This is a genomic window from Embleya sp. NPDC056575 (genome assembly GCF_042793325.1).
GTDB lineage: Bacteria > Actinomycetota > Actinomycetes > Streptomycetales > Streptomycetaceae > Embleya.
Window position 1 is genome coordinate 1 of the sequence record NZ_JBHTVA010000090.1, and the last position, 15,341, is coordinate 15,341.

At 69.9% G+C, this 15,341-nt stretch carries 15 protein-coding genes; 5 read left to right on the forward strand and 10 right to left on the reverse strand.

All coding sequences use genetic code 11. The annotated features are described in order from the left end of the window. Positions 1-53: 53 nt before the first annotated feature. The 8 genes from ACFRCG_RS42645 to ACFRCG_RS42680 all read right to left on the reverse strand — a co-directional run bounded on the left by ACFRCG_RS42645 (position 54) and on the right by ACFRCG_RS42680 (position 4,659). Positions 54-1,040, reverse strand: coding sequence for a YqaJ viral recombinase family protein (locus tag ACFRCG_RS42645; protein WP_380041795.1), 987 nt, complete (start codon positions 1,038-1,040; stop codon positions 54-56). Beyond that, on the reverse strand, positions 1,037-1,840 hold the full coding sequence (locus ACFRCG_RS42650) for a hypothetical protein (RefSeq protein WP_380041797.1): 804 nt from the start codon (positions 1,838-1,840) through the stop codon (positions 1,037-1,039). The genes ACFRCG_RS42645 and ACFRCG_RS42650 overlap by 4 nt, the downstream gene beginning before the upstream one ends. Continuing rightward, positions 1,837-2,034, reverse strand: a complete 198-nt coding sequence (locus ACFRCG_RS42655) for a hypothetical protein (RefSeq protein WP_380041799.1) — start codon at positions 2,032-2,034, stop codon at positions 1,837-1,839. Before ACFRCG_RS42655 ends, ACFRCG_RS42650 begins: the two co-directional genes overlap by 4 nt. Further along, positions 2,031-2,450, reverse strand: a complete 420-nt coding sequence (locus ACFRCG_RS42660) for a hypothetical protein (protein ID WP_380041801.1) — start codon at positions 2,448-2,450, stop codon at positions 2,031-2,033. The genes ACFRCG_RS42655 and ACFRCG_RS42660 overlap by 4 nt, the downstream gene beginning before the upstream one ends. Then, complete coding sequence (locus ACFRCG_RS42665) at positions 2,447-3,025, reverse strand: hypothetical protein (protein WP_380041803.1); 579 nt, start codon at positions 3,023-3,025, stop codon at positions 2,447-2,449. The genes ACFRCG_RS42660 and ACFRCG_RS42665 overlap by 4 nt, the downstream gene beginning before the upstream one ends. 85 nt (positions 3,026-3,110) lie before the next feature. Continuing rightward, positions 3,111-3,515 carry a hypothetical protein gene (locus tag ACFRCG_RS42670; protein WP_380041804.1) on the reverse strand — a complete coding sequence of 135 codons (405 nt, stop codon included), beginning with the start codon at positions 3,513-3,515 and terminating at the stop codon, positions 3,111-3,113. After that, positions 3,512-4,372 carry a DNA replication protein DnaD gene (locus ACFRCG_RS42675; protein WP_380041807.1) on the reverse strand — a complete coding sequence of 287 codons (861 nt, stop codon included), beginning with the start codon at positions 4,370-4,372 and terminating at the stop codon, positions 3,512-3,514. Before ACFRCG_RS42675 ends, ACFRCG_RS42670 begins: the two co-directional genes overlap by 4 nt. A gap of 59 nt (positions 4,373-4,431) precedes the next feature. Further along, positions 4,432-4,659: a helix-turn-helix domain-containing protein gene (locus ACFRCG_RS42680; RefSeq protein ID WP_380041810.1), complete on the reverse strand. Its 228-nt coding sequence runs from the start codon at positions 4,657-4,659 to the stop codon at positions 4,432-4,434. A 554-nt stretch (positions 4,660-5,213) separates the two neighbouring features. Here ACFRCG_RS42680 and ACFRCG_RS42685 point away from each other — a divergent pair. Continuing rightward, positions 5,214-5,549, forward strand: coding sequence for a helix-turn-helix domain-containing protein (locus ACFRCG_RS42685; RefSeq protein ID WP_380041812.1), 336 nt, complete (start codon positions 5,214-5,216; stop codon positions 5,547-5,549). A 677-nt stretch (positions 5,550-6,226) separates the two neighbouring features. Further along, on the forward strand, positions 6,227-7,591 hold the full coding sequence (locus ACFRCG_RS42690) for a tyrosine-type recombinase/integrase (protein WP_380041815.1): 1,365 nt from the start codon (positions 6,227-6,229) through the stop codon (positions 7,589-7,591). A 42-nt stretch (positions 7,592-7,633) separates the two neighbouring features. Here ACFRCG_RS42690 and ACFRCG_RS42695 read toward each other — a convergent pair whose 3' ends face one another. Next, positions 7,634-8,659 carry a Gfo/Idh/MocA family protein gene (locus ACFRCG_RS42695; RefSeq protein ID WP_380041817.1) on the reverse strand — a complete coding sequence of 342 codons (1,026 nt, stop codon included), beginning with the start codon at positions 8,657-8,659 and terminating at the stop codon, positions 7,634-7,636. Positions 8,660-9,011: 352 nt separating this feature from the next. Between ACFRCG_RS42695 and acnA the strand changes: the two genes are divergently transcribed. Beyond that, on the forward strand, positions 9,012-11,729 hold the full coding sequence (gene acnA / locus ACFRCG_RS42700) for an aconitate hydratase AcnA (protein WP_380041819.1): 2,718 nt from the start codon (positions 9,012-9,014) through the stop codon (positions 11,727-11,729). Positions 11,730-12,168: 439 nt separating this feature from the next. Here acnA and ACFRCG_RS42705 read toward each other — a convergent pair whose 3' ends face one another. Further along, positions 12,169-13,167 (reverse strand): asparaginase, encoded by a 999-nt coding sequence (locus tag ACFRCG_RS42705; protein WP_380041821.1) that lies wholly within the window; start codon positions 13,165-13,167, stop codon positions 12,169-12,171. Between the two features lie 132 nt (positions 13,168-13,299). Here ACFRCG_RS42705 and ACFRCG_RS42710 point away from each other — a divergent pair, with 132 nt between their 5' ends. Then, the gene (locus ACFRCG_RS42710; protein ID WP_380041824.1) at positions 13,300-13,767 is read left to right on the forward strand and encodes a hypothetical protein; all 468 of its coding nucleotides are present in this window, start codon (positions 13,300-13,302) and stop codon (positions 13,765-13,767) included. A gap of 357 nt (positions 13,768-14,124) precedes the next feature. After that, entirely contained in the window at positions 14,125-15,255 is a 1,131-nt protein-coding gene (locus tag ACFRCG_RS42715) for an ROK family transcriptional regulator (protein ID WP_380041859.1), read from the forward strand. Positions 15,256-15,341: the final 86 nt, after the last annotated feature.

Below are 15,341 nucleotides of genomic sequence, written 5' to 3' on the forward strand. Positions count from 1 at the left end.
CTCGACCATCGCGCCGGGCCCGGTGTCCCTGCGCTCGATCGCGGTTTCGATGCTCACGATGCGGCCTCCTCGAGGCTCTTCGTCTTCGGAGTGGGGGCGGGCATCAGCGACCTGGTGCGGTCGGTCGCCCTGTTCATGCAGCGGGTCGCCACGCGCACGCCGTTCGGGTCGACGGCCCGGCGGCCGCGGCCGATGGCGGCCAGGACCTCGTTCACGGCGAGCTGTCGGGCCTCGGTCGCCTGCTCCAGGTCGAACTGGGTGGAGCGGAATCGGTCGGCGAGTTCGGCGGAGATCTCGACGTCGGACTGGTCGCAGCCCTCGGTAATGGCCTTCAGGACCTGGTAGGTGCGGGTGTGGCCGTCGAGGTTCGGGCGGATCCCCTCGAGGACCGTGCGGTGGAACTCGGCGCCGGCGTCGCGGACGATCCGGGCCTGCCGCTCGTCCGCCTCCAGGCGGAACACCTTGAAGTCGCAGCCCGCGAAGAAGGCGGCGACGTAGTAGACCCCGAGGCCGAGGGTGTCCATGTAGTGCCGGACCTGGGCCTCGTAGTAGACGGGGATGACGTCCGAGCCGTCCTCGCCCCACTCGTCGGCCTGGTCGTACTTGACGTTCTTCGCCTCGACCCCGTACACGCGGCCGTAGGCGTCGAACGCCAGCCGGTCGGGGTTGGCGATCTGCCACGGGCGGGCGCGGTTGCGCCAGGTGCCGGTGCGCTCCACCTCGAGGTCCGGGAACCGGCGGGTGAACAACGTGTCGCAGATAAACGGTTCGATGAGCTTGCCCATTGACATCTGGTCGGTGACCTCGCGCTCGCCGCCCATGCCTCGCTTGGCGTGCCACAGAGAGAAGCGGGACTCCCACGGCGACAGGCCCAGGACCGCGGCGATGTCGGACCCGCCCAGGCCGTCCGCCCTTGCGGCGTGCCACTCCGGAGAGCCGTCCTCGAACGTGCCCAGGTATTCAGCGACTTGCCCGAGCTGGGGCTCGGGGGCCGCCGCCGCCCTGTGGGGCAGGGCAGCGGCGGCAGTCGAGGCGGTCACGCGGTGGCCTCGTCGGGCTTGTCGTCCAGGCCGGGCCACGTCTGAACGTCCCGGAGCGTCTGCAACTCGACGCCCTGCAGCGGCCGTCCGTCCTCGTCGGTGGACGTGTAGTCGCACAGGACGGGTGAACCGTCCGCCAGGGTGCCGACGACGACCCAGTTGCTGCCGTCCTTGCCGCCGTGCATCGAGCCCATGGCGTAGGGGGACGCAGGCGCCGGGATCGCGCGGTGCAGGTCGTACATCTGGATGCCGCGCACGATCGCGTGGCACACCCAGAGGAACCACGGGTCGAAGCCCCGGAAGCTCCACTCCCACACGTCGGCGAACTCGAAGCCCTTGAACTCGAAGCCCTCAAGCAGCCGGCGGGCCTCGGCTTCGTCGGTGAGGTCCCAGTCCAGGACGTCCCGGCGAAGTGCCCTGCCCAGGCCGCGCGGTGCGTCGCCGTAGCGAACCGCGTCGACGAAGTGCTCGGTCACGACCTGCCGGAACACGGCCTCGTCGTACACCTCGCACGAGAGCCGGCCGCCGCCGGTCTTCGTCGACCAGTAGCACGGGTTGATCCGGCCGCGGTCGGACCGGAACAACTGGAACATGTCCGGCTGCCGCGCGAAGATCCGCTCGCCGTCCATGTCGCCCCGCACCGCGAGGCAACCCGGCCAGGTGACCAACTCCCACCAGAACTCGGAGTTGCGCGGGTTGGCGAACCGCAGGTGCCTGTAAAGGCCGTCGTCGTACAGGATCGTCATCTCGTGCTCGGCCGTCTCGCGCTTGAAGCGGGCGGCGATGTCCTCGGTCGTCATCGGGTCCCCCCGGTCGTGTCGCTGGCGGTGGGAGCCGGCGCGTCGGACCGCTTCGCCATCCAGGAGGCGTACTCGGCCACGTGCTCGTACTCGTCGAACTCCTCGGCGGACCAGCCCTGGACGTCGCCGAACATGTCGTGGCGAACGTCGGTACGCGGGTCGCCGTGCAAAGCCCGGAACTCGGCGGGCGTCATCGCGCACCACCCTCGGCCGGCCCCGAGTCCTCGGCCGCGATCTCCGCGACCGCCCGCTCGGCGCCCTCGCGGATCATCCGCGCGACCTCCGGCGGCATCGGCACGGCGGGCGACTCCAGCAGCCGATCCATCGCCGCCGACATCCACCGCACCGCCAGCCGCATCCCGGCCTGCTGGCCGCCGTCGACCATCTCGTCCGCGACCTTGCCGAGGGCCGCCAGCTCCTGCCGCAGCAACTCGACCGTGGCGATCCGCTCCAGGTCCGCCAGCGACGCCGCCCGCTCCGGCGAGACCAGCATCTGCCGGTCCGCCAGACGCACCGCCGCCTCGCGGTACGGGTCCTGGCCGGCGTTCGACAGGAAGGCGCCGGCGATGATGTTCGCCGCGTTGTCGATCATCGAGACGAAGCCCGTCATCGCGGCACCTGCGATCCGACGCCCAGCGCCAGCAGCTCGTCCGTGGCCTCGCGGACGTAGGTACGGATGTCCGTGTACGCCCCCGACTCCACCGCCTCCTGGACGTGCTCGGCCAGCGACACCAGCGCCGCCTCGACCAACTCGCCCCGCGTCGGCGGCGGAGGCGGCACCGCGGCCCGCAGCTTCAACACGTGGGCCGTGGCCGCGTCGAAGGCCGACTTGTGGTCACGCGTCCACAGCACGACCGCCACCTCGGGGCACGCCGGGATTGCTGCGAGGTTCCAGTCGAAGCCGAAGTACTCGGTCTCGATCACGGCGTACTGCTCGCCGGACGCCCGGGTCGGGCACGACACGATCGCAACCTGGCGCTTGCCGTCGACCCCCCGGCGGTCGTCCACCGAGGCGTACGGGCCCACGGCCATCCAGCCGCGCATCGCGTTGAGGATCGCCGCACTCGCGCGCCGGTTCCGGGCGACGAGTGCCGCCTCGACGTCACGGCACGTCTTCGTCGCGAGCTGTGGCGCCGGTTGCGGTGTTGTCGCCCTGGCTCCGGGGGCTCTGGTAGTAATGCTCATGTCCTGCCACCTCTCTGTGTGCTTCAGGGATCTCGGTGTGGTGGGGCGGCGGGCTGCGTCGGCTAGGGCGCGGCCCGCACCTGCGTTAGAAGGGCTGCGGGTCTGGCGTCGCCCACGGATCCGGCCGCGGCAACGGCTTGGGCGGCTCGTCGTAGGCCGGCTCGGGGCCGTCCGGAACCGACACCGACCGACCCGCGATCCGCAGCAGGTTCTGCGTGATCGCCTTGGTCTCGGCCGCGTCGAAGTGCGTCGGCGCGTCGGCCAGGCGGGCGGCGAGCAACAGCCACGCCTCGTCGGTGCCGACCTCGCGCAGCCACCGCGAGGCGCACGAGCCGTGCCACCACGAGCCGTTGACCTTCGTGATCACGGCGTCGACCCGGGGGATCGTGCGGCATCCGGCGCACGCCGTGCCACGCGGGATCGGATCGAACCCGGCGTTGTGCGGGCCGTTCGAGTACGTCGTCCGCAGGCTGATCTCCGGCGGCCTCACGCGGCACCCGCCTCGTCGAGGCTCAGCGCCGTCTGCGTCGGACCCTCGATCGCCAGCGGCCCGCACTCGTTGTTGTTCGCGAGCAGGCCCTGCGAGATCAGCAGCGCCTTCAGCTCCAGCTCGACCTGGCCCGGCCGCACGCGCGCCGTTTCCCGGCGCTTCCCGCCGAAGACCTTGCCGCCGTGCAGGTAGAAGAAGTGCTTCCCCTTGTACGAGGGGTGCCGGTGCTGCGAGCCGTCGCGGCACGTGCCGTTCTCGCGCTCGGAGCCCTTGCCGCGCTGGTCCAGCAGCAGGTGGTGCGAGTACAGGTGCTCGAAGAAGGTGCGCTCGGACACGTCGGAGAAGTACTTCTTGTGGAACGAGCGGATCGTCAGGCCGTCGCCGCCCTCCAGGGCCGACACGGTCTGTTCGGCGCGGTCCGCTCGGGCCTCGGCCGCACGCTTCTCCCGGATGAGCTGTACCTGGCGCTCGGCCAGCTCCAACTCGTCCATCGGGCGAACGTCGGCGAGTTCGGCGGCGCGGGTCTGGATGGCGAAGTACGTCTGGGCGGCGGCAACCTCGGCCTTCTTCGGGTCGCCGTTCATTGCGATCAGGTACGCCGCCATGCGGCACAGCCGGTAGTCCGTGCCGGGCCGGCCACCCGAGGACTTCTTGAGGCTGGCCTCAAAAAGTGCGCTGACACCGGTGTTCGCCGCAGCGGCCATCGCCCGCTCGATCACGGCCTCGAACTGGCGCCAGTTCGTGTACGCCATGAGCGGCTGGAGCTGGCGCGCGGCCCAGTGCTCACCGCGCTCGTCCTCCTGGCGGATGGCGTCGAACGGCGAAGTGCCGCTCGACTGGGGGATGATGGTGCTCAAGACCGCTCCTAGGTAGAGGGGTTGGTCTCGGCCGGTCCTTCGGGGCCGGCCGTTGTGCGTCAGGCGGCGCCGGCCGCTTCGAGCTCGGCGAACCAGGCGTGGACGTACTCGGCCCGCACGAGGCGCTTGCGGCCGACGGGGATCCACGGCCCGGGGCCGTACTTGCGGTGTCGCCAGCCGCGGACGGTGGACGGGTGAACTCGAAAGATGCGAGCCACCTGGTCGGTGTCGTAGTACTCGGCCGGTTCGGCGGGGGCTTCCACGGCGACCGCCTTGGTCGTCTTCACGGAGTGCTCCTCTACTGACGGCGTCCCGCGAATGTGGACGCTGAGGGCGTGAATGTGGTCAGGAATCGTCGAACAGTGCGTGGAGGGGCTTGTCGAGCGCCGCCGAGATGAGGGCTGCCGATCGGGGTCGACATTCATCTCGGGCAGAGGATCCGCGAGATACGAGCGCGCCCACCAAGGACTTGGAGACGCCGTATTCGTGCGGGTCAACGTGCTTGGTCTTCTCGGCGAGCCGCAGGATGGAGAGGCCCGCCTCGTGCATGGCTGCTCGGAGAGGCTGGCCCGCGTCCCGTCTGCGCATCGCGTTCCTTCCGGGGAAATCGGTGTTCGCTTCGGCTCTGATCGGAAGGGTCGAGGTCTTTGTGTGCGTCCACATTCGCGTGAATGTGGACGCGTGTCAAGGCGTTGACTCGCGTTTTCCCGGGGAATGTTCGCGATGATCGGCGTCCACACGGTTGTGAATGTGGATGATTAGTTTCGGTCAAGTTCCGCCCGCCTGCTTGAGTGCATGTGGGCCGTGAGGCATGCTTCCCGTTGTGGACGCACTCGCGCGTATGATTCGCACGCGCCTGGACGAACTCGGCATGACCCAGGCCGAGCTCGCCAGGCAGTCCGGCGTGAGCAAATCCGCCATCAGTGCCTGGATCACGGGCGAGCGGGCGACGGGCAATCGCGGTCCCACGCCCGAGAAGGTCACGGCGGTGGGCCGAGTACTCGGCTACACCCGCGCGGAGATGTTGGAGGCCATCGGGCGCACCCCGCCCGAGGACTTCAACCCCGAACAGCAGGGTGAACTCCACGAGCTATGGAGCGCGCTGAACGAGGACGGCCGGGAGATGACGCTGGCGTCCATGCGAGCACTCGTGGAGCGCCGCCGTCGCGCCGGTTGATATGCGGCTGGCCGGTATTCACTCTTTGTACTGCCGTACATACTCGGGGCAAGCGGTCCGATGATCACTGGGTGTGATGCGGTGTGTTCATTTCTGCGATGTTTCGTGTCGTTGCCCGACGGCACTTGATCAGTCGGGCGATCTGAGTATGTTGGCCTGACCGTGTCCTGCGTCGCGGCGTTATGAGCTCTTCCCGTGCATGCCCTTGGGGGGACCTGTGTGCGCCCTTGTCACGATCTGCGACGACGCTCCGGTGGGGGAGCTTCCGATCGGATTCAGCCACGACGCCGGAGAGATTCGGATCCCCGGTGGTATCCCCACCCGCCTTGCCCTTCGCTTGATCCAGGCCGTCCTGCTCGTTGCCGGTGTGCCCCAGGCAGCCGACGACGAGGCCGTTTGCTGGTGCGGCGAGGTTCTGCAAGTGCCCACGCTCGCATAGTCCGATTGGGCTAACGTGCCGGTTATCGGTACAACTTGTCGGCCGGCGCGGCTACAGTGCCCGGACCGACATCGGTGCGCGCAGGCGCTGGGTCGGAAGTGCGTCCCCCGTCGGTGTTAACGACGGGGGGCGCTGCTTACTCGCGCTGGCGTGAACATACAGTGCCCGTACGGCTTTTGGGGACTGCTGTGACCCAAGTGACCGTGCGTCTTCCGTATCTGGTCTAGGACGGGTGGACATGTCCGGTGGCTACATCGAGGACCGCTGGCTGAAGAAGCGGCCGAACCCCAAGACGGACAAGCGGGAGCGAACCGCACTATGGGGTAAAGGAAAGCGCTACCGGGTGAAAGGGATCCCGGGCGTTGCGGACAGATCGTTTCACCAATCCGGCGAAGCGAAGGACTGGCTCGCCAGGGCGAAAGCCGATGTTCGCCGCGGCGAGTTCATCGATCCGCGCGACGGAGCGATCTCTCTGACCGACTACGTCGAGAACCACTGGCTGCCCACCCACCCGACGCGCGGAACCTCGCGGCACCACATGACCAACCGCATCCGCAGCCACATCCTTCCCCACCTCGGACGCTACCCCTTGATGAGCATTGGCGACGAACGGCTCCGAGCCTGGATCGCCGCCATGTCCAAAGACCTCGATACCGGTACCACCGAGGTGATCTGGACCCACCTGTCCTCGATCCTCAAGAGCGCGCACAACGCTGGCCGCATCTCCCGCAACCCCTGCGTGCAGTTCGTTGACCTCAAGCCGCGCAAGAAGCTGCGCAAGAAACCACGGGCCTGGCCCCGCGAGACTGTCGACGCCGTTCGGGCCGCCATCCCGGAGAGGCACCGGATTCTCGTCGACGAGGGGCTGGGTGCCGGGCTGCGTCAAGGTGAAGCATTCGGACTGAGTCCTGACGACATCGTCAACGGCCTTCTTCTGGTGCGGCGTCAGGTCGTCCTGATGGACGGCCACCTCTACTTCGCTCCCCCGAAGGGTGCGAAGGAGCGCGATGTCCCAGCCCCTCCGGGTCTCGTGACTCGCATGGCCGACTACGGGCGGCGGTTCCCTCCGGTGGAGGTGACGTTGCCGTGGCTGGACCCGGACGAGGCCGAGGTCCCGCGGGAGGAACGCAGGCTCGTGACGGTGAAGTTGGTGGTAACCACTCGGCACGGCAATGCCTTGCGGAACAACGATTGGAACGTTCGGGTCTGGAAGCCCGCGCTCGGCTGCGCCGGCCTGATCAAGGCGAAGCCGGAGCCGGAGGGTCCGCCGCGCACCATGCCGAGCGGTCAGCGGGCGTACACGCGATGGGAGCCGTCACGGGAGTGGGGCTACCACTCCCTGCGGCACACGTTTGCCTCGGTACAGTTGGAGGCGGGTGAGTCGCCCGTGACCCTGGCGAGATGGCTGGGCCATGCATCGCCGAAGATCACGTTCGACTACTACGCGCACTTCATGCCCGAGGCCGGGGTGCGGGGCCTGGCAGCCATGGACGGCTGGCTCACGGATGAGACCGAAGAAATCGTCCCTGTGGAGTCCCTGGCTCCCGGCCTTCGATCCAAATATCCGCTTCCGCAGCAGGTCAGAGGCGAAGCGGCCGCTTGATGCAGAGAGTACCTGCACTACATCATGCATTGAGCCGCCCGCTCAGCGTGTGGCGGTGGCCTCCCCGCGCAGGGGCAGGCCGGCCGCGCGGTAGATCGCGTCCATGACGCGCAGGGTGGGCACCGCGTCGGCCGCGGGTGTCAGGGTCGGCCGGCCGAGTCGGATCGCGTCGGCGAACGCCTGGAGTTGCAGGCGGTAGGTCGGCGTCCTCGCGGCCTCGCCCAGGTGTTCGTGCCGCCGGCGCTCGCCCACGCTCACGGTGAACCGGTGCGGCAGGTGCGGCATCAGGTAGTTGAACACGCGCATCTCGCCGCGCGTGCCCACCACGTGCGCGCGCATGTCGAGCAGGCGTCGCGACCACATCGACGCGTGCACCGTGCCCAGGACAGCGCCCGGCAGTCGCAGCCGGGCCGACATCGCGCGGTCCACCCGGCGGTCGCGGGGTACGGTGAGCGCCCGCGCGCCCAGGACCTCGATCGGGTCGCCGTCGTCGTCGCCCGCCAGCACCCGCATCAGGTGTACGGCGTAACATCCGGCGTCCATCAGCGCTCCGCCCGCGAGGTCGTAGCGGTAGCGGATGTCGCCCGGCAGCGGCAGCGGGAAGCACATCGAGGTGTCGATCCGGCGGATCTCGCCCAGTTCGCCGTCGTCGACGATCTCCCGCATCCGCCCCGCGAGCGGGTGGTAGCGGTAGTGGAACGCCTCCATCGCGACCAGGCCCGCACGCTCCGCCGCATCGGCGATCTCCCGCGCCTCGGCCTCGTTGGCGGCCATCGGCTTCTCGCACAGCACGTGCTTGCCGGCCGCCAGCGCCCGCGTCGTCCAGTGCGCGTGCAGGCCGTTGGGCAACGGGATGTAGACCGCGTCCAGTTCGGGATCCGCGATCAGATCGGCGTAGGTCGCGTGCACGCGCGGGATGCCCTGGCGCCGGGCGAAGGTGTCGGCGCGGGCCGGGTCGCGCGCGGCGATCGCGGCGACCCGCACCTCCGGGATCAGCCGCGCGGGCTTGACCAGCGCGGCCGGTGCGATGCGAGCCGCGCCCAGTATCCCGATCCGGATCCGCTTCATGGCGTCATTCCCCTCGTCGCCATCCCACCCGATGCGCCCATGCCCCGGGCGTGTTCCCGAGGCCACGCTCCGGACCACACGGTGGGCCGTACCGGACTCGCTGTCCCGCATGTTAGGGGCGCACGCGCGTGCGTGGGAGAGATCGTCGGGACGAATCCCGACCGACCTTTCGGCGCGCCGGAGGCGGGTACCCGCACGGGGGAGTCGGCGCCTGGGCTAGACTTGTCTTGACATCAAGATATCTGCGGGGCGCAGACCCCGGCATCCCCTACTTAGGGTCACCTTGCTTGGCGAAGGTCGAGTGGGTGTCGGCAGGATGCGGGAGAAACGCACAAGATCAAGGGAGACCGTCGTGTCCGCGAACAGCTTCGACGCTCGCTCCACCCTGAACGTGGGTGACGAGTCGTACGAAATCTTCCGGCTGGACAAGGTGGAGGGCAGCAAGCGCCTCCCCTACAGCCTGAAGGTCCTGCTGGAGAACCTGCTCCGCACGGAGGACGGCGCGAACATCACCGCCGATCACATCCGCGCCCTGGGCGGCTGGGACGCGAAGGCCGAGCCGAGCGAGGAGATCCAGTTCACGCCGGCGCGCGTGATCATGCAGGACTTCACCGGCGTGCCGTGTGTGGTGGACCTCGCCACGATGCGCGAGGCCGTGAAGGCCCTCGGCGGCGACGCCTCCCGGATCAACCCGCTCGCGCCCGCCGAGATGGTCATCGACCACTCGGTCATCGCCGACGTGTTCAACCGTCCGGACGCGTTCGAGATCAACACCGACATCGAGTACGGCCGCAACAAGGAGCGCTACCAGTTCCTGCGCTGGGGTCAGACCGCGTTCGACGAGTTCAAGGTCGTACCCCCCGGCACCGGCATCGTGCACCAGGTCAACATCGAGCACCTGGCCCGCACGATCATGGTCCGCAACGGGCAGGCCTACCCCGACACCTGTGTCGGTACCGACTCGCACACCACCATGGTCAACGGCCTGGGCGTGCTCGGCTGGGGCGTCGGCGGCATCGAGGCCGAGGCCGCCATGCTCGGCCAGCCGGTCAGCATGCTGATCCCGCGCGTGGTCGGCTTCAAGCTCTCGGGCAAGGCGCAGCCGGGCGTCACCGCCACCGACGTGGTGCTGACCATCACCGACATGCTGCGCAAGCACGGCGTGGTGGGCAAGTTCGTCGAGTTCTACGGCGAGGGCGTCGGCGCGGTGCCGCTGGCCAACCGCGCCACCATCGGCAACATGTCGCCGGAGTTCGGCTCGACCTGCGCGATCTTCCCGATCGACGCCGAGACGATCACCTACCTGCGCCTGACCGGCCGCGACGACAAGCAGCTCGCGCTGGTCGAGGCGTACGCCAAGGCCCAGGGGCTGTGGCACGACCCGAGCCACGAGCCGGAGTACTCGGAGTACATCGAGCTCGACGTCTCCACCGTGGTGCCCTCCATCTCCGGCCCCAAGCGCCCGCAGGACCGGGTCGTGCTGGCCGAGGCCAAGTCTCGCTTCCGCGGCGCGCTGCCGGACTACGTCACCAACGGCGACGAGTCGGGCAAGGAGTCCTTCCCGGCCTCGGACGCCCCCACCGGTTCGAACGGTCGCGTGCACAACCCGACCAAGGTGGTCGGCGCTGACGGCGTCGAGTACGAGATCGACCACGGCGCGGTCGTGATCGCCTCGATCACCTCCTGCACCAACACCTCGAACCCGTCGGTGATGCTCGGTGCCGCGCTGCTCGCGAAGAAGGCCGTCGAGAAGGGCCTCACCCGCAAGCCGTGGGTCAAGACCACGCTCGCGCCGGGGTCCAAGGTCGTCATGGACTACTACGAGAAGGCGGGCCTGATCCCGTACCTGGAGAAGGTCGGCTTCTCGCTCGTCGGCTACGGGTGCGTGACCTGCATCGGCAACTCCGGCCCGCTGCCGGAGGAGGTCTCCAAGGCGGTCAACGACGCCGACCTCGCGGTCGTCTCGGTGCTCTCGGGCAACCGCAACTTCGAGGGTCGGATCAACCCCGACGTCAAGATGAACTACCTGGCCTCGCCGCCGCTGGTGATCGCGTACGCGCTCGCGGGTTCGATGGACATCGACATCACCACCGAGCCGCTGGGCCTGGACCCCGAGGGCAAGCCGGTCTACCTCGCGGACATCTGGCCGAGCGACGAGGAGATCGCCGAGGTCGTGGCCTCCTCGATCGACCAGGACATGTTCATCGACCGCTACGCCGACGTCTTCGCGGGCGACTCGCGCTGGCAGTCGCTGGAGATCCCGACGGGCGCCACCTTCGAGTGGGACCCGCAGTCCACCTACGTGCGCAAGCCCCCGTACTTCGAGGGCATGCAGATGCAGCCGGCGCCGGTTTCCGACATCGCGGGCGCGCGGGTGCTGGCCAAGCTCGGCGACTCGGTCACCACCGACCACATCTCGCCGGCGGGTTCGATCAAGGGCGACAGCCCGGCGGGCAAGTACCTGGCCGAGAACGGTGTCGAGCGCAAGGACTTCAACTCGTACGGCTCGCGTCGGGGCAACCACGAGGTGATGATCCGCGGCACGTTCGCGAACATCCGCCTCCGCAACCAGATCGCGCCGGGTACCGAGGGCGGCTTCACGCGTGACTTCACGCAGGACGGCGCTCCGGTCTCGACGATCTACGACGCGTCGGTGAACTACCAGGCCGCGGGCATCCCGCTGGTGGTGCTGGCGGGCAAGGAGTACGGCTCGGGCTCGTCCCGCGACTGGGCCGCCAAGGGCACCTCGCTGCTGGGTGTGCGTGCGGTGATCGCCGAGTCGTACGAGCGCATCCACCGTTCGAACCTGATCGGCATGGGCGTCATCCCGCTGCAGTTCCCGGCGGGCCACAGCGCCGCGTCGCTGGGGCTCACCGGCGAGGAGACCTTCGCGTTCGAGGGCATCACCGAGCTGAACGAGGGCCGTACGCCCAAGACGGTCAAGGTCACCACCGACACCGGTGTCTCGTTCGACGCGGTCGTGCGCATCGACACCCCCGGTGAGGCGGACTACTACCGCAACGGCGGCATCATGCAGTACGTGCTGCGTTCGCTGGTGAACAAGGGCTGATCGCACGCCGATCGAGGGCCGGGCACCGTTTCGCGGTCGCGGCCTCGCGGTGGTCACGCACCGGGCCGGGCTCCCTCGGGAGCCCGGCCCGGTGTTCGTGTTCCGCCGCGGGTTTTGCCGGCGCTGTTCGGCGTGTCATCGGGGTCGCCCCGCATGTGTGATCGGCCCTCGCACCGAGACCGCCCCGTCGCCGGCGGGCGGTCTCGGCGCGGGTCCCCTGGCGGGTGCGCCCGCGTGAGCCTGCGCCGGCGGGCGCACCGACCTCGTAGGCGCAGGCGTACGAGCGCGGCCGGGCTCACCGGCCTCGCAGGCCCGGGTGCACGAGCGCAGGCGCACCGGCACGAGCGTCAGGTGCCTGGACGCAGGCAACGGTGCGGCCGGTTGGTTTCCCAACCGGCCGCACGGTCAGTGTTGCGTTCGGCCCATGTGGGCGGCAGGGCTACCGGGTCGGTTCACTCAAACGAGGGAAAGCGCGGATCGCGCCGACGACCTCGCCGGCGCCGTACACCGGCGACTGCGTGAACGGGGCGAGGGTTTGCTCGTCCGCGCCCATGCGCCACAGCAGGGCCGCGATCGCGACGATGTGCGCCCGCGTCGCCCCGTCCGCGATCTTGACCGCGGCGCCGCGGCCGTCCGGCAGGCCCACCGCGTACACCGCCTCCGCGCCGTCCTTGGCGAGCAGTCCCGGGATCGCCCGCATCAGGTCCGTCACGTCGCGACCGGTGCCCGCGACCCACTGCGGGTGCGCCCGCATCGCGTCCGCGATCCGCCGTTCGGGGGTGCCCTCGGCCGCCCCCGCGAAGCGCCCGAACGAGCGGGCCAGGCCGGCCAGCGAGATGGCGAACAGCGGCGCGCCGCACCCGTCCACGCCGACCGCCGCGACCGGCTCGCCGGCGACGTCCTCCACCGCTCGGCGGACGGCCTTTTGCAGCGGGTGCTCCGGCGCCAGGTAGTCCTCGGTCGACCAGCCGTTGCGCACGCACGTGAGCAACATCGCCGCGTGCTTGCCCGAGCAGTTCATCGCGATCCGCTCGGGACCGCGACCGCCCGCCAGCCACGCGTCGCGTTGCGCCGCGCCCAGGGGCAGGTCCGGTACACACCGCAGCGCGCTCTCCGGCAGGCCCGCCCGGGCCAGGATGCGCCGGGTCCCCTCCAGGTGGAACGCCTCGCCGGAATGGCTCGCGCACGCGAGGGCGAGCAGTTCGCCGTCCAGGTCGAGTCCGTTGCGCAGCATCGCGAGGCCCTGGAACGGTTTGTTGGCCGAGCGCGGGAACATCGGCGCGTCGACCGCGCCGTGCCCCTCGACCACCGACCCGTCGGTGCCGGTCAGTACGGCCGTGCCGTGGTGTACCGATTCCAGGAAGCCGTTGCGCCACACGCCGACCAGCGGTATGTGGGCGAAGGCGGCCTCGTCGCCGGAGCGGGCGGCCTGAATCACGGGTCCTCCGTAGGTTGGCGGGCGGCCCGAAGGGGCCGGGGTGCGGCGGTGTCGGTCGAACGTGGGTGCGGGATGTACCCCTCCATGATCCACATGTGCATTCTCGGTCGACCACCGCGCATAATCGAACATATGTACGGCAATGGCGATCGAGACACCCCGGCATGGGAGCGGCCGGGTCGTTTCGCGCGTGCGGCGACGGAGGACGAGGCGCAGGCCAGGCCGCGTGGGAAGGACGGAATCGCGCCGGCGGGTTGGCCGCGGGGTGTTCGACCGCCCGGGGCGCCGGGGTGGGAGGACACCGCCGTCGCATGGCTGTACGACCTGTGTCCGCCCGGTTATCGAAGCCACGAGGTGCTGCGCAAGTACCCGGTGATCCTGGCCCGGATGGCCCGCCAGCACGTGGAGGCGGCGCTGGCCGCGGCCCGGCACGGCTACGGCACGGCGCGCGTCGACCTCAAGGAGGCGGTGCCCGTGCACGCACTGGAGGCGACGTTGCGGATGTACGAGTACGAGGGCTCGCGCGCGGCGGCCACCGAGCGCGCGGTCCGCCTCGTCGAGGAGGCGCTGGGCGGCGAGCGGTGGGAACCGAGGCTGTGACGCCGGCGACCACCCGGGGCGGCCGGCGCCCGGGCGGCCCGGCGAGGCGGAGCGGCCGCCGGGGGCGAAAGGGGTTCGCCGCCTTCCCCGCACCGCGTGTGCGCGGAGTGGCGAATAGAGGCCCGATCGTGACGCCTGTGTTCAGGTTTGACTCTTCTGTGTAAGCAGAGGGCGCATTAGAGTTCAGAACTTGCACACAGCACGTACTGCAGATGCACCGGGGCGAGGGGAACGCAGATGTCCGACGGCATGACGGGAGCCCGCTTTCCGGAGGCCCAGTCGCCGGGGTCGCACTCGTCGGGGTCCCAGTCCTCGCTGCATCGGGGCAATCTCGACCGGGTCCTGCACGCGGTGCGGATGGCGGGGGCGCTCACCCAGGCCGAGATCGCCAGGGGCACCGGCCTGTCCGCCGCGACGGTGTCGAACATCGTACGGGAGTTGAAGGCCCTCGACATGGTCGAGGTCACCCCCACCTCCTCCGGCGGGCGGCGCGCCCGCGCCGTCTCGCTCAGCCGGGCGTCGGGCGTGGTCGTCGGCATCGACTTCGGACACCGCCACCTGCGGGTCGCGATCGGCGACTTCGCGCACCGTGTGCTCGCCGAGGAGCATGTCCCGATCGACGTCGACTCCTCCGCCGACGAGGGCTTTGCCCTGGCCGACCGGCTGCTCGGGGTGCTTTTGGACCGCGCCGGTGTGGTCCGCTCCGAGGTCACCGGGGTCGGCCTCGGCGTACCCGGCCCGATCGACATCGACACCGGCGCGCTCGGCTCGACCACGATCCTGCCGGGCTGGGTGGGCTGCCACCCGCGCGAGGCGATGGGCGAGCGCCTGGGCCTGCCGGTGCTGGTCGACAACGACGCCAACCTCGGCGCGCTCGGCGAGCTGGTGTGGGGCGCCGGCGTGGGATGTACCGAGATGGCCTATCTCAAGGTGTCCGGCGGCGTGGGCGCGGGGCTGGTGATCGGCGGCCGGCTCTACCGCGGCCCCGGCGGCACGGCGGGCGAGATAGGTCACATAACGCTGGACGAGTCCGGACCGGTGTGCCGCTGCGGCAACCGGGGCTGCCTGGAGACCTTCACCAACGCCTCCTACCTCCTGGACCTGCTGCGCGGCAGCCACGGCGCCGACCTGACCATCCAGCGCATGATCGAGCTGGCCAGGGACGGCGACGCGGGGTGCCGGCGCGTGGTCGCGGACGCCGGCCGGCACGTCGGGGTGGGCGTGGCCAGCCTGACGAACCTGCTCAATCCGCAACGGATCATCCTCGGCGGCGACCTCGCGGGCGCCGGCGACCTGCTGATCGCGCCGATCGTCGAATCGGTCGGCCGCTACGCCATCCCCAGCGCTTCGCGCCGATTGTCCGTGGTCACCGGCTCACTCGGCGAGCGCGCCGAGGTGCTGGGGGCGATGGCGATGGTGATGAGCGAGATGGCCCCCTTCGCGATCGAACGCGCGCCCGAGTCGCAGATCGCGGGCGCCGCGATGTGAGCCGTCCCGCACGGATGGCGCGGCGTGGTGGGTCGATGCGAACCATCCGTCGCCACCGCCGCGTCTAGACTCGATGGACGCCTCTC

Bases quoted from the DNA above. Each gene is read 5' to 3' on its own strand.
- ACFRCG_RS42695 (WP_380041817.1), bottom strand. From the start codon at position 8,659: ATGAAGCGGATCCGGATCGGGATACTGGGCGCGGCTCGCATCGCACCG.
- ACFRCG_RS42715 (WP_380041859.1), top strand. From the start codon at position 14,125: ATGGCGGGGGCGCTCACCCAGGCCGAGATCGCCAGGGGCACCGGCCTG.
- ACFRCG_RS42655 (WP_380041799.1), bottom strand. From the start codon at position 2,034: ATGACGCCCGCCGAGTTCCGGGCTTTGCACGGCGACCCGCGTACCGAC.
- ACFRCG_RS42690 (WP_380041815.1), top strand. From the start codon at position 6,227: ATGTCCGGTGGCTACATCGAGGACCGCTGGCTGAAGAAGCGGCCGAAC.
- ACFRCG_RS42685 (WP_380041812.1), top strand. From the start codon at position 5,214: ATGATTCGCACGCGCCTGGACGAACTCGGCATGACCCAGGCCGAGCTC.
- ACFRCG_RS42665 (WP_380041803.1), bottom strand. From the start codon at position 3,025: ATGAGCATTACTACCAGAGCCCCCGGAGCCAGGGCGACAACACCGCAA.
- ACFRCG_RS42660 (WP_380041801.1), bottom strand. From the start codon at position 2,450: ATGACGGGCTTCGTCTCGATGATCGACAACGCGGCGAACATCATCGCC.
- ACFRCG_RS42710 (WP_380041824.1), top strand. From the start codon at position 13,300: ATGTACGGCAATGGCGATCGAGACACCCCGGCATGGGAGCGGCCGGGT.
- ACFRCG_RS42650 (WP_380041797.1), bottom strand. From the start codon at position 1,840: ATGACGACCGAGGACATCGCCGCCCGCTTCAAGCGCGAGACGGCCGAG.